The organism is Aeromonas sp. NJAU223 (genome assembly GCF_051125555.1).
Taxonomy (GTDB): Bacteria; Pseudomonadota; Gammaproteobacteria; order Enterobacterales; family Aeromonadaceae; genus Aeromonas; species Aeromonas veronii_G.
Map to the genome: position 1 here is coordinate 524,836 of NZ_CP144204.1, position 17,408 is coordinate 542,243.

The following is a 17,408-nucleotide window of genomic DNA, read 5'->3' on the forward strand; positions in this document are numbered from 1 at the left end:
AGTCACAAGGAAACCTTCATGAACACCCTTTACGAACGCTTTGTCAGTACCATCGAAAACCGGGTCAGCCCCCTGGCCGGGCGGATTGGTCAGCAGAAATATGTGCAGGCCATCCGTGATGGCTTCATCGCCGCCTTGCCCTTCATGATCGTCGGCAGCTTCATGCTGGTGTTCATCTTCCCCCCCTTCTCGCCCCAGACCCAGTGGGGCTTCGCCCGCGCCTGGCTCGATTTCTCGGCCACCTATCAACCCCAGTTGTTGCTGCCGTTCCAGCTGAGCATGGGACTGATGACCCTGTTCATCTCGGTGGGGATAGGGGCCAGCCTGGCCCGTCAGAACGGACTGGATCCGGTCACCACGGGTCTGCTCTGCCTGATGTCCTTCATGCTGGTGGCCGCGCCGGTCAAGGATGGCGCCATCTCCATGCAGTACTTCTCCGGCCAGGGGATCTTCACGGCCCTGATCACCGCCATCTATGCGGCCGAGGTCTACGCCTTCCTCAAGCGCAACAACATCACCATCAAGCTGCCACCCCAGGTGCCGACCGGTGTGGCTCGCTCCTTCGAGGTGCTGATCCCGGTGCTGGTGATCATCCTGACCCTGCATCCCCTCAACCTGATATTGGAAGGGGCTACCGGCATGATCTTGCCGGAAGCCATCATGTCCCTGGTCAAGCCGCTGGTGGCGGCATCGGATTCATTGCCCGCCATGCTGCTGGCCGTGCTGGTGTGCCAGATCCTCTGGTTCGCCGGGATCCACGGCGCCCTGATCGTCACCGGCATCATGAACCCGTTCTGGATGGCGAACCTCGCCAACAACCAGGCCGCCATGGCGGCGGGTGAGGCGCTGCCCCACATCTTCCTGCAGGGCTTCTGGGATCACTATCTGCTGATCGGCGGTGTTGGTTCCACTCTGCCACTGGCCTTCCTGCTGCTGCGCAGCAAGGCGGCGCACCTGAGATCCATCGGCAAGATGGGCGTGGTACCGGGTCTGTTCAACATCAACGAACCCATACTGTTCGGCGCCCCCATCGTCATGAACCCGGTCTTCTTCCTGCCCTTCATCCTGGTGCCGATGATCAACGCCACCCTGGCCTGGTTTGCCCTGGACTTCGGCCTGGTCGAGCGGGTGGTGTCGCTCACTCCCTGGACCACACCGGGCCCCATCGGTGCCTCCTGGGCCGCCAACTGGGCCATCAGCCCCATGATCCTGAGCCTGCTGTGCATGTGCTCCGCCGCGGCCATGTATTACCCCTTCCTGAAAGCCTATGAGCGCACCCTGCTCAAGCAGGAAGAACAGACTGACACGAAAGAACCGACACTGGCGGCCGTTGCCAGCCGTTGATTGCCTGCTGGGGCCGCCTGGCGGCCTCTTTTTTCAAAGCCTGGAGTAACACGAGATGCAATACCGTTTTCCTGAACAGTTCTGGTGGGGCAGTGCCTCCTCCGCCGCCCAGGCGGAAGGCGCCAGCCAGCAAGATGGCAAGGCACCCACCATCTGGGATCACTGGTTCGAGCAATCCCCCAACCGTTTCCATCAGCAGATTGGGCCGGCGCAGACATCCGGTTTCTATGAGCATTTTCGCGATGACATTGGCCTGTTGAAGCAGCTTGGTCACAACAGCTTTCGCACCTCCATCGCCTGGTCGCGGCTGATCCCCGCCGGGCGTGGCGAACCGAATCCGCAGGCCGTCGCCTTCTACGACGCCATGCTCGATGAACTGGCGGCGCAAGGGATAGAGCCCTTCATCTGCCTGTTCCACTTCGACATGCCCATGAGCATGCAGGAGCTGGGGGGCTGGGAGAGCCGGGAGGTGGTCGCCGCCTACGCCGAGTTCGCCGACACCTGCTTCCGGCTGTTCGGTCACAAGGTCAAACACTGGTTCACCTTCAACGAACCGATCGTGCCGGTGGAGGGGGGGTATCTCTACGACTTCCACTACCCGAACGTGGTGGATTTTCGCCGCGCCGCCACCGTGGCCTACCACACCATGCTGGCCCATGCCGCGGCGGTGCAGCGTTACCGCATCCTCGGTCAGGATGGCCAGATAGGCATCATCCTGAACCTCACCCCCTCCTATCCACGTTCGCAGCACCCGGCGGACCTGAAGGCGGCCAACATCGCGGATCTGCTGTTCAACCGCAGCTTCCTGGATCCGGCGGTCAAGGGGGAATACCCGGCTGAGCTGGTGGCCCTGCTCGCGGAACATGACCAGCTGCCCGCCTGCGGGCCGGGGGACAAGGCCCTGCTGGCGGCCGGCAAGATCGACTTGCTCGGGGTCAACTATTACCAGCCGCGCCGGGTCAAGGCACGCAGCAACGCGGTCAATCCTGCCAGCCCCTTCATGCCGGAGTGGTTCTTCGACCATTACGAGATGCCGGGTCGCAAGATGAACCCGCATCGGGGCTGGGAGATCTACGAAAAAGGCATTTACGACATCCTCACCAACCTGCGCGATCACTACGGCAACATCCCGAGCTACATCTCGGAGAACGGCATGGGAGTCGAGGGGGAGGCCAAGTTCAAGGGAGAGGATGGCCAGATCCAGGATGACTACCGTATCGGCTTCATTCGGGATCACCTCATCTGGCTGCACAAGGGGCTGGAGGAAGGCTGCCAGTGCCTGGGCTATCACCTCTGGACCTTCATCGACAACTGGTCCTGGAGCAATGCCTACAAGAACCGCTACGGCTTCATCGAACTGGAGCTGGGTAGCCAGACTCGCCGCATCAAGAAGAGCGGGGAGTGGTTCGCTACCGCCGCGCGCGAAAACGGCTTCAACTGATTGTCTGCCACGGGGTCGGCCCGCGTCGGCCCTCATCAAGGAGTACATATGTTCGATCTGGAAGAGACAGTCATGGGTCTCATCATCAACGCCGGCATGAGCCGCAGCCTCTGTTTCGAGGCATTGCGCCAGGCCAGGGCCGGCCAGTTTACCGAGGCCGACGATCTGCTGCGTCAGGCCGCCGAGGCCGCCAACGCAGCCCATGCGGTGCAGACCCGGCTGATCGAGGCGGACGAGGGGGAGGGCAAGATCCCGGTCAAGTTGATCCTGGTACACGCCCAGGATCACCTGATGACCGCCATGCTGGCCCGGGAGCTGGTCACCGAGCTCATCGAGCTGCACCGCAAGCTGGCCGCCTGAGGGAGATCATCATGTTGCGACTCGGACTCGACATCGGGGGCACCAAGATAGAGGCACAACTGCTCGATGGTCAGGGGGTGAGCCTGCTGCGCAAGCGCATCGCCACCCCGACCAGTGGCTATGGTGAATTCCTCGTCACCATCACGCAGTGGGTGGAAGGCATACGCCAGGAGCTGGATCGCCCCTTCAGCATCGGCATCGGGTTGCCTGGGGCCATGGATCCCCACACGGGTCGTATCAAGAATGCCAACTGCCTGTTCCTGAATGGTCAGGATCTCAAGGGCGATCTGACCCAGGCGCTGGGTCAGCCGGTTGCCATCGCCAATGACGCCGATTGCTTCACCCTGTCGGAGGCGGTCGACGGAGCCGGGGAGGCGGGGCGGCTGGTGTTTGGCATCATACTCGGCACCGGTTGCGGCGGCGGTCTGGTGGTCAACCGTCAGCTCATCGTCGGCCCCAATGCCATCACGGGGGAGTGGGGTCACAATCCCTTGCCCGGTTACGACCCGGCTCTGGATGGCCCCACCCAGCCCTGTTATTGCGGCCGCGACAACTGCATCGAGCGGTTCATCTCTGGTACCGGTTTCAGCGCCCGCTTCAACCAGGCCCATGGGGTGAGCATGAGCACCCCAGAGATCATGGCGGCAGCGGCTCTGGACAATCCGGAGGCCCAGGCCCACTACCGGCACTTCATCGGTGCCCTCGGCCGCAGCGTGGCCAGCCTGATCAACGTGCTGGATCCGGACGTCATCGTGTTTGGCGGCGGCCTCTCCAACCTGGATGCCCTCTATCGGGATCTGCCCGCGGCCCTGGCGCCTTATCTGTTCTCGGACAGCTGCATCACCCGATTGCTGCCCGCCCGTTATGGGGACAGCAGCGGTGTGCGCGGCGCCGCCTGGTTGCCCAGTTGCAGCGAAGAGGTCGCGACCTGGTCCATCTGATCCCTGGCGGGGGAAGATGCCCATGTTCGCCATGAATTAAGACGCGGGGCCGGGCCAAGGCGCTCACCCGCACTACCCATGTTCCTTGCCTCACATTGCCTCGCGATGGGGGAAAGGCATGCCCGAATTTGCCCTCTCTGCGGAGAGACAAATAAAGAAACACTTATAAATCAAATTCATAAAACTCAAGGAATGATAATAATGAAACTGACAAACCTGTCCGTCCAACTGCTGGCCATCCTGGCCCTGGGCACTCCCTTCATGGCCAGTGCCGTGGTGGAAACCAACACGGATTTCGGGCGTCTGAGCCTGGGAGGGGATGCCGAGATCAACCTCAACGCCTCCAACACCAACCGCAACAACGTGCTGGGCCAGACCAGCGAGACCCGGGATGATCGCTGGGATGAGGACGGCCGTTTGTTGCTGAACTTCCTCGGTGTGCGGGAGCTGGAAGATGGGCGTTATGGCCAGATCCAGATCCAGCCGACCATAGGCACCAATGGTGGTGCCGGCGCCGACGATGCGTATCTCGGCTTCGGTCAGCGCAACAACTGGGGCATGAAGGTCGGCCGCTTCGAGGCCTATGACATGTTCCCGCTGGGACAGGACATCTTTGTCGAACACTCCGGCGACAGCGCCAACGATCTCTACGTCGACGGCAATGGCTACGTCTATATGCTCAAGGAAGGGCGCGGCCGGGCCAGCAAGGGGGGGCAACTGCTGCTCAACAAGGAGACGGGCAACTGGTATCTGGAACTCTCTACCCTGATCGGGGACAGGACCAACCTGTTCGCCGGTCAGCAGTACCACGGCTACGAGCTGACCAAGGCCAAGGACTCCATCATGGTTCGCCCCGTCATCGCCTGGAAGGGGCAGAATTTGAAGGTGGCGCTGGGGGCCGAAGGCAACGTGATCAATGACGCCATCGTCACCAGTGACGACGTCTCCGTCTCCGATCGTGTGGGTTATGGCATCACCACCAGCTGGACTCAGGATGCCCTGGTCATCAACGCCAGTGCGGCTCGCATGGACGCCGAAGATGAAACCGATACCACTTTGGGTGCCAACCTCGTCTGGTACAACGCGGGTCTGGGCTACATCTATGCCATCAACGACATCACGAACGCCAACCTGAACAACACCAGCGCCGACTTCAGCAAGATGATCGGCAAGCACACCATCAACACCGTCTATGCCTCCTACAAGATCCCCAGCGTGCTGGATCTCAGCAACTTTGACATCTATCTGGGAGCCTACTGGTCGCAACTGAACGTCGACAGCGGCGAGGTGGACAACATGGACCGCTACGGTGGCCGGGTGCGTTTCAAATACTACTTCTGATAGCAAGCCTGCGTGACAGAGGGGAGCCCTGGCTCCCCTTTTCCGTTGGTGCAACGAGGCAACCCTTACCGGCTGGCGTCGGTTTGTGCTAGGATGGAAACCTGTTAACCGGTTACCGTTGATGAAGCCATGGCCAATATTACCGATGTCTCGCGCCTCGCGAATGTATCAAAAGCCACCGTTTCCCGTGTCCTGAGCGGTTCGCGCGGGGTGCGTGAAGAGAGTCGGCTGGCCGTGTTGCAGGCGGCGGAACAACTGAACTTTCGCCCCAATGCGACCGCTCGCTCCCTCGCCACCCAGGCGACCGACTGCATCGGCGTCATCCTCTCGCCCCAGTTGGGCGGTCATCTGGCCAGCATGTTGCCCCTGATCGACGGCTTCCTCACGGAGGCCGGCAAGAGCATGCTGGTGCGTTTCGCCGAAGGGTTGTCCCAACAGCAGCAGGCGGTCGACGAGCTGCTGGGAGGCCGCTGTGACGGCGTGCTGGTGATCGGTGCCAAAGAGGCGCTGCAAGCGGATGAGCGACTGATCCAGCTCGATGGTGTCACCGATTCGGACAACCTCAATCTCTGCTATGACCTGACCTTCGCCACCGAGAGCGCCTGCCGTTTCCTGCTCGGCAAGGGACATCGTCAGTTGGTGCTGATGCTCGATGACAAACACTCTCCCGCCGGAAAACATGCCATCCAGGGTTATCAGCAGGCGCTGCAACAGCAGTCTCTGCCCTACAACAGCCAGTTGGTGATCGATGGCACCGGCAATCAGCAAGCCCTGCTCGGTCTGCTCAACCGCTATTTGCCTTTCACCGCACTCATCGTGCAGCGCGATACCCTGGCCGCCGATGCCATGCGCCTGCTGCGAGAGTTCAACCTCAGCATTCCGCAGGACGTTTCCGTGATGAGCCTGGAGGGATCCCCGCTGGCGGATCAGCTGACCCCGCCGCTCACCTGTATCGAATACCCGAGCGAGCGTCTGGCGCAGGAGTGCGTGCGTCTGCTGCAGGCCCAGCTGGCCCAGCGCCTGCTCCCCGCCGACGAGCAGTTGAAGTTTCACGGCCGCCTGCTGGTGCGTGAATCCGTAGTCGCGCGCTGACGCTTGACCTTGCCGCTGGCGGCAGCTTTAGGCTGGGATCACATTCACGAGAGGAGAGAGAATATGGCTATTGAACTCACCGTATCCGGTATGTCCTGCGGCGGTTGCGCCGCCAGCCTGCAAAAAGCCCTGCTGGCCCAGAGCGCAGTAACGCAGGCCAAGGTCGACTTCGACAGCAGCAAGGCAGTGGTGGAGAGCACCCTCAGCAAGGCCGAGATCATCGCGCTGATCGAGGCCAAGGGTTTCTCGGCAGAGTGAACTAACGCTATATAGGTATAAAACAGACCAATATTCTGTTTACTTGTTTTTATTGGTGAGAATGATCACTTAAATCCGTTTTAAAAAGCATAAAAATGCTGCAATCAACCCATCAGAAGGATTGCAGCATGACCCTCCCTATCCGCAAGACCCTGCTCGCCGCCGTACTCGGCCTGACCCTTTCACCCTTGGCCATGGCCCTGCCCAGCGTGCACATACTGGCGACCGGTGGCACCATCGCCGGGGCGGGCCTGTCTGCCACCCAGTCCAACTACGAGGCCGGCAAGGTGGCCATCGAGACCCTGATCGCCGCCGTACCCGAGATGAAGAACGTGGCGGAGGTGCAGGGGGAGCTGGTGGTAAAGATCGGTTCCCAGGACATGAACGACGAGGTGTGGCTCAAGCTCGCCAAGCGGGTGAACGAGCTGCTGGCCAAGGATGATGTGGATGGCATCGTCATCACCCATGGCACCGACACCATGGAAGAGACCGCCTACTTCCTGAATCTCACCGTCAAGAGCGACAAGCCGGTGGTGCTGGTGGGCGCCATGCGTCCCTCCACCGCCATGAGTGCCGACGGTCCGCTGAACCTCTACAACGCCGTGGTCACCGCCTCGGATCCGAGCTCCAGGGGGCGTGGCGTCATGGTCGCCATGAATGATACCGTGCTGGATGCCCGCGACGTCACCAAGACCAACACCACCGGGGTGCAGACCTTTGCCGCCCCGAACTTCGGCCCGCTCGGTTATATCCACAACGGCAAGATCGACTACCAGCGCAGCCCGGCCCGTCTGCACACCAGCAAGACCCCGTTCGACGTGAGCAAGCTCGACAAGTTGCCCCAGGTCGGCATCGTCTACAACTATGCCAACGCCACCGACCTGCCCGCCAAGGCCATGGTGGACGCCAAGTTTGACGGCATCGTCAGCGCCGGGGTGGGCAACGGCAACCTCTATCACACTCTGTTCGATACCCTGGCCAAGGCGAGCGAGGACGGCATCCGGGTCGTGCGCTCCGCCCGCGTGCCGACCGGCGCCACCACCCTGGATGCGGAGATCGACGATGCCAAGTACGGCTTCGTGGCCGCCGGCACCCTGAACCCGCAGAAGGCGCGCATCCTGCTGATGCTCTCCCTGACCCAGAGCAAGGATCCCAAGCAGATCCAGCGCTGGTTCCAGGAGTTCTAAGCGCACCTTATCAGATGGATTCAACGGGAGGCTCAGGCTTCCCGTTTTCATTCCCAAGCCTTGGCACAGTCATTGCTATGGATAGACCACTGTCCACAATGCTCTGGGAAGGATGAACGATGAAACGGTGGATCCAACATTTCTATCAGCTGAACCGCCTCAACTGGCTCATGGTCTGGCTGCTGCTCTGCTGCAGCATCATCCTGCTGTTCCCCGCGGGATTGATGAAGGGAGCCGTCAGCCAGTGGGCCACGGCCCATGCGGCCTGGCTAGGAGTCGGCATGCTGATCGCCATCTCCTATTTCTGCAGCCAGGGTTTCCTGATCTTCTGGGAGTGGGCCTGTGACGAGTGGCAGTCCCGCCGCCAGCAGGATCAACTGGCCCAGATGATCGGCTTCCTCGACTTCAACGAGAAGGCGGTACTGCGCGAGTTCGTATTGCAGCGCAAGAGCGTCATAAACCTGCCGATCACCGAGCCCGCCGTCAAAAATCTGATGGATGCCGGGGTGCTGACCTATGCCTATGGCAAGCCGGTGCGGGAGAAGGATGACGAGAACCAGATCCGCGCCCTGATGATCGCGCTGCCGGCACGGCCGCTGCTCACCTATAAGGTACTGGGGTTGTCTCGCGGCAAGATGAGCGATGAGCAGGTGGAGCAGATCATGAATGCCAGACCCAAGTTCGCCCAGAAGAGCTTCCAGCGCTGAGTTTCACGCATCCTGAATAAAAAAGCCGGACACTGTCCGGCTTTTTGCTGTCTGGGGCGCTTACTCGGTTCTTGCCTTGAGATAGCCGGCGTAGTCTGGCACCTGCACGCTGAAGGCGCGCTGCATGTGCGGACTGTCCATGATGAAGTCCGCAGTCGCTTCGTTGGTGGCGACCGGAATGTTCCACACCGCCGCGAGGCGCAGCAGGGCCTTCACGTCCGGATCGTGAGCCGCGGCATTGAGGGGATCCCAGAAGAAGATCATTACGTCGATCTTGCCTTCGGCAATCAGGGCGCCGAGCTGCTGATCGCCGCCCATGGGGCCGGAGAAGAGGCAGGTAATGGGCAGTTGTGCCTGCTTGCCGAGCAGGGTGCCGGTGGTGCCGGTCGCATAGAGATGGTGGAGCTTGAGCTCCTCCTTGCGTCTCAGCACCCAGTTCAGCAAGGGGGCCTTCATGTTGTCGTGAGCCACCAGGGCTACCCGTTTGTGGGGCGCCATCTCACGTGCGATCAGTTCCATGGGATCATCCGTAGCAAAGTGATGGGAATAGGGCTGTATCCTAATCGAAAGCGGCGCCCGCTGTCTTGCCGTGCACCGTAACTGTGATCTTCTCGACGCTTGCGACCAGGGATATCGACGTATTGCCAGCCACGGGCCGAGCAATGATGGCCCTGTCCACTGCGTTGGAGGTATGCATTTCGTGCTGATACCGGCGAGAAAAAACCCGCCGAAGCGGGTTGGGACGCGGCGTCATGCCATCACCACTTCAAGATGACTCCGAGTGCAACTGGGATTGCTGGTAGTTTTCCAGACCGATGCGATCGATGAGATCAAGCTGGGTCTCCAGCCAGTCCACATGATCCTCCTCGTCTTCCAGGATCTTCTGGAACAGGTCACGGCTGACGTAGTCATGGACAGATTCGGCATAGGTGATGGCCACCTTCAGGTCGGGGATGGCATCCATCTCCAGCGAGAGATCGCAACGCAACATCTCGTCGACCGTCTCACCGATGCGCAGCTTGCCCAGGTCTTGCAAATTGGGCAGTCCTTCCAGAAACAGTACCCGCTTGACCAGTTCGTCGGCATGCTTCATCTCATCGATGGACTCGTGGTATTCCTTGTGCCCAAGACCCTTGAGGCCCCAGTCATCATAGATGCGGGCATGGAGGAAATACTGGTTGATGGCCACCAACTCATTGGCCAGCACCTTGTTGAGGTGGGCAATGATCTTGGGATCTCCTTTCATCGACATTACTCCTTATGTTCGTGCCAGTGGCAGCGATCACTAGAGCTTAGTCCAGAAAAGTGACAATAGAAGAACCGGCGATGTTACTCGCCTGAGGGTATAGGGATCCTGCTGACGGATCAGAGAGGGGAGGAATCAGGTATCAAGCCACTTCGTAGTAGAGCGGAGCCTGATCCGATTCTATCTTGCTGCGTTCGGTGGCGATGATCTCCATGGCCATGCGTACACACTTGCCACATTGGGCACCCACTTCCAGCGACTCTTTCAGCTGTCTGAATTCGGTCTTGCCTGTCTGCACCGCCTTGCGGATCTGGGTATCTGTGATGCCGCGGCACAAACACACGTACATATTACTGACCTCATACTGGAATGAGAGGAAATCTAAATGAGAGTGGTTCGTAGTGCAAATACCGATTGGTAATAAGCTCCCTCGCTTGCCAGCCATTCTCCCCTTGGGGACAATGCGGCCATCAGAAAGGAGACGACGATGCTCAAGAAACTGTTCAGTGCCCTGTTCAACAGCCAGCTGGCCCCCGCCGTCGAGGTGACCCCGACCGAGTACGCCGGTTATCTCATCTATCCCGAGCCCATGGCGGAAGGGGGGCAGTACCGCCTGGCCGGACGCATCACCAGGGAGGTGGATGGGGAGGTGCTGACTCACAGGTTCATCCGCTCCGATCTGTTCGTCAACCCGGCGGATGCCGAGCGCTTCATGGTGCAAAAAGCCCATACCTTCATCGATCAGATGGGGGAGAAGATGTTCGAGCCTCGCGTCAAGAGCGGTGATCCGGCCGCCTCATGAGTCCATCAGAGGTAAGCGAGCTACGCCGCACCCTTGCGCTTTGTGGCGAGCGGCGCCTGATCTGGCTGGAGGGAGAGGAGGCCGATTGTATCGCCCGGACCGAACCCTGGCTGGGAGAGGTTGTCTTCTGGCTGGGTGATGGGCCTGCCTGCCATGCACCTATGCCGGCCGCCAAGGCGCTGCAACGGCTAGGCCAGGAGTGCGACACGCTTGTTTTCAATGCCTTCAGCGGTTTTCACCCCGATGCTTTTGGCGCCCTGGCGGGGACCCTGCGCGCTGGTGGTTTGCTGCTGCTGCTAACACCCCCGAGGGAACGGTGGCCCGCCTATGGGGATCCGGACAGGTTGCGGCTGGTCGCCCAGCCGGAGGAGGCGAGCAAGGCCGGCCATGGTTTTATTGCCCGCCTGGTGCGGCTGCTGGCGGCAGATCCCGCTACTTCACTTGCCTTTATTGGAAAGAATGTTCGTTGGCAGCCGCTGGGGCCGGAGCGTCTGCTGAGCAAGGACCAGGCTCATGCCTTGTCTGCCATCCACAGGGTGCTCCACGGCCACCGCCGTCGCCCTCTGGTGCTGAGCGCTGACCGGGGTCGGGGCAAGAGTGCCGTGTTGGGGCTCGCTGCGGCCAATTTGCTGCGTCAGAATCCGGATTTGAAGATAGTGGTGACGGCTCCTTCACAGGGGACTGTTGCCACCCTCTTCGCTCACGCCAGGGCCGGGTTGCCTGTCTGTGAGGCAGAACTGACGGGGTTGGTTTATGTGTCGCCGGATCGGCTGGTGCACGAAGATCTGCAGCCGGATCTGCTGCTGGTGGACGAAGCTGCCGCCATCCCGACTCCGCTGTTGGAGGCCATGCTGGCCCGTCACAGCCGTATCGTCTTCGCCACCACGGAACATGGCTATGAGGGAACCGGACGCGGTTTTCACCTGCGCTTCAAGCGTATTCTGGATGCGCAAACCCCGGGTTGGCAGGAGCTGCACCTGAGCGAGCCTATCCGCTGGAGCCGGCACGATCCGCTGGAGCCCCTGGTGTTCCGCCTGCTTGGTCTCGATACGGATGTCCAGGTGCCACCCCAGCCGACGACGCCCGAGTGGCAGTTGATTGGGCAAGAGAGGCTGGCCGTGGATGACGTGCTGCTCGGGCAGGTATTCGGCCTGCTGGTGCTGGCCCACTACCAGACGACCCCGAGCGATCTGCGATACCTGCTGGAGAGTCCGGATCTCGACATCCATCTGCTGGAGCAGGGTCAGAGCTTACTCGGTGTAGCGCTGGTGGTACGCGAGGGCAAGATAGCCCCTGCCTTGGCTCGCGATATCTGGGCGGGGCGGCGACGTCCCCGAGGTCATCTGCTGCCCCAGTCGCTGCTGGCACATGCCGGATTCACGACGGCGGGGGAGCGCAGCTACGCCAGGGTGATGCGTATCGCCATCCATCCGAGCCTGCATCGTCATGGGTTGGGCTCCGTGCTGCTGGGCAAGCTGGAGGCGCATTATCGGGCTCTGGGCGTCGACTATCTGGGGTCAGCCTTCTCCGCCAGCGCGGATCTGCTGCCGTTCTGGCACAAGGCCGGACTCAAGACCTTGCGTATCGGCTTGCAGCGGGATGCCGCCAGCGGCTGTCACGCAGCTCTGTTGCTCAAGGCACTGAAAGTGGAGTGGGAGCCCGAGCTGGCCCAATGGCGTCAGCGATTCGCACAACAGTTGCCGACCCTGCTGGCGGGGGAGCTCAAATCGCTGGATCCCGAGCTCGTCTGGCAATGTCTGCACGATGATGTCGCCAGGGTTACCGCACTGGATGAGTTCGAGCGCGAGGAGCTGGAGTGCTTTGCTCACCATCACAAGCCGTTCGAGTTGTGCCAGCCCAGCCTGCAGCGCTGGCTGATGGGCCAGACGCAGGCCCTAGGTGGACTGGAGCCGGGTGAGCGGCGTCTGCTTATCGCGACCATATGGCAGTATGCCCCCTGGGACGGGCTGGCCAAGGCTCTGGGGCTGGCTGGCAAACCCGCGATCATCAAGACATTGCGCAACCTGCTGGCTCGCCTGCTGGGTGAGGGCGCCAAGGCGGGGTGAAAACTTGGTAAAGTGCCACCCTGTCTAGCTATATCAGCAGTCAGTCTGATGCCTGGACAGCGACGTTATCGAGTCATCTGATAGGGACCTGCGGGTCCCTTGTTGATTGGTCAGTCGAGTAATAGCTATCCCGCTGTAGTACAACCCTGGATGAAAGCGCTGCTCCCGTCGGCCGACACTATTTCGGCCAGACCCTCTTGATATCCATGCTCCCCGTTCGTTCCTCGCATTGAATCTCTTCACCGCATCACTGCTCGGATGAGTTTCCCATGGGCCCGTATCATTTTGGCTTTTCCCGAATATGGTCTAATACTTGATGGTGGTGATGATTTTAATAACTGCATTATTTTCAGGTGGTTAGCATTATCATTGGTTAATGTTTGCCATCTTTTCTAACGTGCACAGGGAGTGCAATGTGGGAAAAAATGCAACCAGCCATGGCTCATGGATGTTCTGCCTCGTTGGCGGCACGGCATCTGCCAGCGACCTGACGTTCAACATGACGCGCGGTGCTACCGCCATCAGCCAGCAGGTCTACGACCTGCACATGACCATCTTCTACATCTGTTGCCTGATCGGCCTGCTGGTGTTCGGCGCCATGCTCTGGTCCATCATCCGTCATCGAAAATCCCGTGGCGCCAAGGTGGCCCAATTTCACGAAAGCACCCGTATCGAACTGTTATGGACCGCCATCCCTGTGTTGATCCTGGTGGCCATGGCGGTGCCCGCCACCTCGACCCTGCTGAAGATGGAGGACACCTCTAAAGCTGACCTGACGGTGCTGGTCACGGGTTCCCAATGGAAGTGGCACTACAAATATCTCGAGCACCCGGTGGAGTTCTACTCCCTGCTGGCGACTGACAGGAAGCAGATCAAGGGTGAGCAGCCCAAGGGGGACCACTACTTGCTGGAGGTCGATCAGCCGCTGGTACTGCCCGTCGGCAAGAAGATCCGCTTCCTGATGACCTCGGACGACGTCATTCACTCCTGGTGGGTTCCCGCCTTCGCGGTGAAGCGGGACGCCAACCCAGGCTACATCAATGAATCCTGGACCCGGATAGACCAACCCGGCACCTACCGGGGCCAGTGCGCCGAGCTGTGCGGCAAGGATCACGGCTTCATGCCCATCGTCGTGGTGGCGAAAACTGCCGAGGAGTTTGATGGCTGGATTGCCAAGACGGCAGGGGAGCAAGCCGCCGCCAAGGCGCAACAGCAGGATCTGGCGAGTCAGACCATGACCCTGCCCCAGGCCATGGAGATCGGCGAGAAGGTATTCCTCGGCCACTGCGCCGCCTGTCACCAGCCGACCGGAACCGGGCTGCCCGGCATTTTCCCCGCCCTCAAGGGCAGCAAGGTCACCACGATGGCTGAAAACCGGGCCCATCATCTGGATCTGGTGCTCCATGGTAAGAGTGGGACGGCCATGCTCGGCTTTGGCAAGCAGCTCAGCCTGCAAGAAGTAGCCGCGGTGGTGACTTACGAGCGTAATGCCTGGGGCAACAATACCGGCGACGTGGTACAGGCTGCCGAGGTGCAGTCCATCTTGAAACAGGACAAGTGAGGCGTCGGCATGAGTGATGGAATCATGGATACCCCCCACGGTGAGCACGCCCATCAGCCGGCGACGGGTCTGAGGCGCTGGCTATATACCACAAATCACAAGGATATCGGCACCCTCTATCTGCTGTTCGCGTTGACCATGTTCTTCACCGGTGGCGCCATGGCCATGGTGATCCGGGCCGAGCTGTTCCAGCCAGGTTTGCAACTGGTCGAGCCCCTGTTCTTCAACCAGATGACCACGGTACACGGCCTCATCATGGTGTTTGGCGCCGTGATGCCGGCCTTCACCGGCCTCGCCAACTGGCTGATCCCCATGATGATAGGGGCGCCGGACATGGCCTTGCCCAGGATGAACAACTGGAGCTTCTGGATCCTGCCGTTCGCCTTCATGATATTGTTGTCGAGCCTGTTCATGGAGGGTGGAGGCCCAAGTTCGGGCTGGACCTTCTATGCTCCCCTGTCGACCAAGTACAGCGGCAACAGCACGGCGCTGTTCGTGTTCGCCATCCACATCATGGGGATCTCCTCCATCATGGGAGCCATCAACGTCATCGTTACCATCTTCAACCTGCGGGCACCGGGCATGGGCTGGATGAGGATGCCGCTGTTTGTCTGGACCTGGCTTATCACCGCTTTCCTGCTTATTGCCGTCATGCCGGTGCTGGCGGCGGCGGTGACCATGGTGCTGACGGACAAGTATTTTGGCACCAGCTTCTTCGATGCGGCGGGGGGCGGGGATCCCGTGATGTTCCAGCATATCTTCTGGTTCTTCGGTCATCCCGAGGTCTACATCATGATATTGCCGGCATTCGGGATCGTCTCCAGCATTATCCCGACCTTTTCCCGCAAGAAGCTGTTTGGCTATCGCTCCATGGTCTATGCCACCAGCAGCATAGCCCTGCTCTCCTTCATGGTGTGGGCCCACCACATGTTCACCACGGGTCTGCCGGTGGTGACCGAGCTGTTCTTCATGTACACCACCATGCTGATAGCGGTGCCGACCGGGGTGAAGGTATTCAACTGGATAGCCACCATGTGGCGCGGTTCCCTGACCTTCGAGACACCCATGTTGTTTGCCATCGCCTTCATCACCCTGTTTACCATAGGCGGCTTCTCGGGGTTGATGCTGGCCATGACGCCGGCAGACTTCCAATATCACGACACCTACTTCGTGGTAGCTCACTTTCACTATGTGCTGGTGACCGGCGCCGTTTTTTCTATCCTGGCTGCTGCCTACTACTGGCTGCCGAAGTGGACAGGGCGCATGTATGACGAACGGCTGGGGCAGTGGCATTTCTGGTGCTCTCTCATCTCGGTGAACATGTTGTTCTTCCCCATGCACTTCGTCGGGCTGGCGGGCATGCCCAGGCGTATCCCTGACTATGCCCTGCAGTTTGCCGACTTCAATATGTTCATCAGCCTGGGGGGCTTTGCCTTCGGGTTGTCACAGTTGCTTTTCGTCTGGGGCGTGATCAAGTGCATCAGGGGAGGGGAGCGGGCCACTGGCCAGGTGTGGGAGGGGGCAGAGGGGCTGGAGTGGACCCTGTCATCTCCCCCACCTTATCACAGCTTCAAGGTTCCGCCCGAGGTTCGGCCGGATGAGCACTAGAGAGGACTTATGAATCAGGTCAATCATGGACCGCTGCTCAGGAAGCTGGCCCTGATCATCGTTCTCATGTTCGCCTTCGCCTTCGCTCTGGTTCCCCTGTATGACGTCTTCTGCAGGATCACCGGACTCAATGGCAAGACGGCTGGGCAACCTGCCACGACCGAGCGCGCCGTGGTTGATGACAAGCGAACCATACAAATCGAGTTTCTGGCTCATGCCGATACCCGGATGCCCTGGCAGTTCAACGGGGAAACCGATCGCCTGTCGGTGAAACCCGGCGAGATGAAGCAGATCAACTTCAAGGTGTTCAATCCGACAAAAGACACCATGGTAGGTCAGGCGGTGCCATCGGTCTCACCGGGCACGGCAGCAGCCTATCTCAAGAAGGTGGAGTGCTTCTGCTTCAACCGCCAGGAGCTGAAGGCAGGAGAGAGCAAGTTGATGCCTCTCAAGTTTTACATTGACCCGGCCCTGCCCGATGACATCAATACCATCACGCTCTCCTATTCACTTTATGACATCACAGAGTCCAAGCCGGCTCCGGCTATTGCACAGAGGAATTGACCATGGCCAAGGTGACCCAGAATTACTATGTCCCCGAACAGAGCCGCTGGCCCATCATAGGAGCCTTGGCTCTGTTCCTGCTGGCCTTCGGGGCTGGCCATCTGGTCAACGAGATCGCCAGCAAGCAGGTGGGGATAGGGCGTTATCTGATACTCGGGGGCGTGGCCCTGTTGGTCTTCATGCTGTTTGGCTGGTTTCGTCACATCATTCAGGAGTCCATGACCGGGCTCTACAGCCCCCAGATGGACAGATCCTTCAGACAGGGCATGGTCTGGTTCATTTTTTCCGAGGTGATGTTCTTCCTGGCCTTCTTTGGGGTGCTGTTCTATGCGCGGCAGCTGGCCATGCCCTGGCTGGATGGAGCTGGCAACAAGGCGATGACGGCGCAACTGCTGTGGCCGGACTTCTCGGCTCACTGGCCCATGCTGAAGACCCCGGGGGGCACGACAACCCAGGCGATGCCTTGGCACGGGATCCCACTAATCAACACCCTGATCTTGCTGGCATCTTCCGTGACTCTGCTGTTTGCTCATACGGGGCTGGAGAGCGGGCGTCGCACTCGTCTCAAGTTGATGCTGCTTGCCACATTGCTGCTGGGGGGAGGCTTTTTGTGGTTGCAGGGCTATGAATATATTCATGCCTATCGGGATCTGGGCCTGCGGCTGGATTCGGGCATCTATGGCAATACTTTCTTCATTCTGACCGGCTTTCATGGCCTGCACGTCACCCTGGGTACCCTGTTCCTCGGGATCATCTGGTTGCGCATCGTGCTGAGGGATCACTTCACGCCCGAGCGCCACTTCGCCTTTCAGGCCGCGGCCTGGTACTGGCACTTCGTTGACGTGGTCTGGCTCTGCCTCTTCGTCTTTGTCTACCTGTTGTGAGCCCGG

General features: G+C 60.1%; 18 protein-coding genes. 15 read left to right on the forward strand and 3 right to left on the reverse strand.

Features of this window, described 5'->3' with window-relative positions:
* The first annotated feature begins 18 nt into the window (after nucleotides 1–18).
* The 9 genes from VZC39_RS02505 to VZC39_RS02545 all read left to right on the forward strand — a co-directional run bounded on the left by VZC39_RS02505 (nucleotide 19) and on the right by VZC39_RS02545 (nucleotide 8,671).
* Complete coding sequence (locus VZC39_RS02505) at nucleotides 19–1,344, forward strand: PTS sugar transporter subunit IIC (RefSeq protein WP_349920857.1); 1,326 nt, start codon at nucleotides 19–21, stop codon at nucleotides 1,342–1,344.
* A 55-nt stretch (nucleotides 1,345–1,399) separates the two neighbouring features.
* Entirely contained in the window at nucleotides 1,400–2,785 is a 1,386-nt protein-coding gene (locus VZC39_RS02510; RefSeq protein ID WP_349920858.1) for a glycoside hydrolase family 1 protein, read from the forward strand.
* Between the two features lie 48 nt (nucleotides 2,786–2,833).
* Nucleotides 2,834–3,145: a PTS N,N'-diacetylchitobiose transporter subunit IIA gene (gene chbA, locus VZC39_RS02515; protein WP_042641204.1), complete on the forward strand. Its 312-nt coding sequence runs from the start codon at nucleotides 2,834–2,836 to the stop codon at nucleotides 3,143–3,145.
* An 11-nt stretch (nucleotides 3,146–3,156) separates the two neighbouring features.
* Nucleotides 3,157–4,086: an ROK family protein gene (locus tag VZC39_RS02520; protein WP_349920859.1), complete on the forward strand. Its 930-nt coding sequence runs from the start codon at nucleotides 3,157–3,159 to the stop codon at nucleotides 4,084–4,086.
* A gap of 201 nt (nucleotides 4,087–4,287) precedes the next feature.
* Nucleotides 4,288–5,427, forward strand: a complete 1,140-nt coding sequence (locus tag VZC39_RS02525; RefSeq protein WP_434665419.1) for a carbohydrate porin — start codon at nucleotides 4,288–4,290, stop codon at nucleotides 5,425–5,427.
* A gap of 129 nt (nucleotides 5,428–5,556) precedes the next feature.
* A complete protein-coding gene (locus VZC39_RS02530) occupies nucleotides 5,557–6,519 on the forward strand; it encodes a LacI family DNA-binding transcriptional regulator (protein ID WP_349920861.1) in 963 nt (320 codons plus the stop codon).
* 63 nt (nucleotides 6,520–6,582) lie between these two features.
* Entirely contained in the window at nucleotides 6,583–6,777 is a 195-nt protein-coding gene (locus VZC39_RS02535) for a heavy-metal-associated domain-containing protein (protein WP_434665422.1), read from the forward strand.
* A 128-nt stretch (nucleotides 6,778–6,905) separates the two neighbouring features.
* Nucleotides 6,906–7,964: an L-asparaginase 2 gene (gene ansB / locus VZC39_RS02540; RefSeq protein WP_434665425.1), complete on the forward strand. Its 1,059-nt coding sequence runs from the start codon at nucleotides 6,906–6,908 to the stop codon at nucleotides 7,962–7,964.
* A 119-nt stretch (nucleotides 7,965–8,083) separates the two neighbouring features.
* Nucleotides 8,084–8,671 (forward strand): superinfection exclusion B family protein, encoded by a 588-nt coding sequence (locus VZC39_RS02545; RefSeq protein ID WP_349920864.1) that lies wholly within the window; start codon nucleotides 8,084–8,086, stop codon nucleotides 8,669–8,671.
* A gap of 60 nt (nucleotides 8,672–8,731) precedes the next feature.
* Here the strand turns inward: VZC39_RS02545 and VZC39_RS02550 are convergent, their stop codons facing one another.
* The 3 genes from VZC39_RS02550 to VZC39_RS02560 form a co-directional block, all read right to left on the reverse strand.
* Nucleotides 8,732–9,190 (reverse strand): methylglyoxal synthase, encoded by a 459-nt coding sequence (locus tag VZC39_RS02550; protein ID WP_349920865.1) that lies wholly within the window; start codon nucleotides 9,188–9,190, stop codon nucleotides 8,732–8,734.
* A 247-nt stretch (nucleotides 9,191–9,437) separates the two neighbouring features.
* A complete protein-coding gene (gene bfr / locus VZC39_RS02555; protein WP_349920866.1) occupies nucleotides 9,438–9,917 on the reverse strand; it encodes a bacterioferritin in 480 nt (159 codons plus the stop codon).
* Nucleotides 9,918–10,059: 142 nt separating this feature from the next.
* Nucleotides 10,060–10,266, reverse strand: a complete 207-nt coding sequence (locus VZC39_RS02560) for a bacterioferritin-associated ferredoxin (protein WP_349920867.1) — start codon at nucleotides 10,264–10,266, stop codon at nucleotides 10,060–10,062.
* Between the two features lie 138 nt (nucleotides 10,267–10,404).
* Here VZC39_RS02560 and VZC39_RS02565 point away from each other — a divergent pair, with 138 nt between their 5' ends.
* The 6 genes from VZC39_RS02565 to VZC39_RS02590 all read left to right on the forward strand — a co-directional run bounded on the left by VZC39_RS02565 (nucleotide 10,405) and on the right by VZC39_RS02590 (nucleotide 17,402).
* The gene (locus VZC39_RS02565; RefSeq protein ID WP_349920868.1) at nucleotides 10,405–10,719 is read left to right on the forward strand and encodes an HlyU family transcriptional regulator; all 315 of its coding nucleotides are present in this window, start codon (nucleotides 10,405–10,407) and stop codon (nucleotides 10,717–10,719) included.
* Complete coding sequence (locus VZC39_RS02570; RefSeq protein WP_434665431.1) at nucleotides 10,716–12,785, forward strand: tRNA(Met) cytidine acetyltransferase TmcA; 2,070 nt, start codon at nucleotides 10,716–10,718, stop codon at nucleotides 12,783–12,785. Before VZC39_RS02565 ends, VZC39_RS02570 begins: the two co-directional genes overlap by 4 nt.
* Nucleotides 12,786–13,233: 448 nt before the next feature.
* Complete coding sequence (coxB, locus tag VZC39_RS02575; protein ID WP_434665433.1) at nucleotides 13,234–14,346, forward strand: cytochrome c oxidase subunit II; 1,113 nt, start codon at nucleotides 13,234–13,236, stop codon at nucleotides 14,344–14,346.
* 9 nt (nucleotides 14,347–14,355) lie between these two features.
* Nucleotides 14,356–15,954, forward strand: a complete 1,599-nt coding sequence (ctaD, locus tag VZC39_RS02580) for a cytochrome c oxidase subunit I (protein ID WP_434665435.1) — start codon at nucleotides 14,356–14,358, stop codon at nucleotides 15,952–15,954.
* A gap of 9 nt (nucleotides 15,955–15,963) precedes the next feature.
* A complete protein-coding gene (locus tag VZC39_RS02585) occupies nucleotides 15,964–16,518 on the forward strand; it encodes a cytochrome c oxidase assembly protein (protein ID WP_349920872.1) in 555 nt (184 codons plus the stop codon).
* Between the two features lie 2 nt (nucleotides 16,519–16,520).
* Nucleotides 16,521–17,402 (forward strand): cytochrome c oxidase subunit 3, encoded by an 882-nt coding sequence (locus tag VZC39_RS02590; protein ID WP_349920873.1) that lies wholly within the window; start codon nucleotides 16,521–16,523, stop codon nucleotides 17,400–17,402.
* The last annotated feature ends 6 nt before the right edge of the window (nucleotides 17,403–17,408 follow it).

Bases quoted from the DNA above. Each gene is read 5' to 3' on its own strand.
- bfr (WP_349920866.1), bottom strand. From the start codon at position 9,917: ATGAAAGGAGATCCCAAGATCATTGCCCACCTCAACAAGGTGCTGGCC.
- VZC39_RS02520 (WP_349920859.1), top strand. From the start codon at position 3,157: ATGTTGCGACTCGGACTCGACATCGGGGGCACCAAGATAGAGGCACAA.
- ansB (WP_434665425.1), top strand. From the start codon at position 6,906: ATGACCCTCCCTATCCGCAAGACCCTGCTCGCCGCCGTACTCGGCCTG.
- coxB (WP_434665433.1), top strand. From the start codon at position 13,234: ATGTTCTGCCTCGTTGGCGGCACGGCATCTGCCAGCGACCTGACGTTC.
- VZC39_RS02585 (WP_349920872.1), top strand. From the start codon at position 15,964: ATGAATCAGGTCAATCATGGACCGCTGCTCAGGAAGCTGGCCCTGATC.
- VZC39_RS02570 (WP_434665431.1), top strand. From the start codon at position 10,716: ATGAGTCCATCAGAGGTAAGCGAGCTACGCCGCACCCTTGCGCTTTGT.
- VZC39_RS02545 (WP_349920864.1), top strand. From the start codon at position 8,084: ATGAAACGGTGGATCCAACATTTCTATCAGCTGAACCGCCTCAACTGG.
- VZC39_RS02525 (WP_434665419.1), top strand. From the start codon at position 4,288: ATGAAACTGACAAACCTGTCCGTCCAACTGCTGGCCATCCTGGCCCTG.
- chbA (WP_042641204.1), top strand. From the start codon at position 2,834: ATGTTCGATCTGGAAGAGACAGTCATGGGTCTCATCATCAACGCCGGC.
- VZC39_RS02530 (WP_349920861.1), top strand. From the start codon at position 5,557: ATGGCCAATATTACCGATGTCTCGCGCCTCGCGAATGTATCAAAAGCC.
- VZC39_RS02550 (WP_349920865.1), bottom strand. From the start codon at position 9,190: ATGGAACTGATCGCACGTGAGATGGCGCCCCACAAACGGGTAGCCCTG.
- ctaD (WP_434665435.1), top strand. From the start codon at position 14,356: ATGAGTGATGGAATCATGGATACCCCCCACGGTGAGCACGCCCATCAG.
- VZC39_RS02590 (WP_349920873.1), top strand. From the start codon at position 16,521: ATGGCCAAGGTGACCCAGAATTACTATGTCCCCGAACAGAGCCGCTGG.
- VZC39_RS02510 (WP_349920858.1), top strand. From the start codon at position 1,400: ATGCAATACCGTTTTCCTGAACAGTTCTGGTGGGGCAGTGCCTCCTCC.
- VZC39_RS02560 (WP_349920867.1), bottom strand. From the start codon at position 10,266: ATGTACGTGTGTTTGTGCCGCGGCATCACAGATACCCAGATCCGCAAG.
- VZC39_RS02535 (WP_434665422.1), top strand. From the start codon at position 6,583: ATGGCTATTGAACTCACCGTATCCGGTATGTCCTGCGGCGGTTGCGCC.
- VZC39_RS02505 (WP_349920857.1), top strand. From the start codon at position 19: ATGAACACCCTTTACGAACGCTTTGTCAGTACCATCGAAAACCGGGTC.
- VZC39_RS02565 (WP_349920868.1), top strand. From the start codon at position 10,405: ATGCTCAAGAAACTGTTCAGTGCCCTGTTCAACAGCCAGCTGGCCCCC.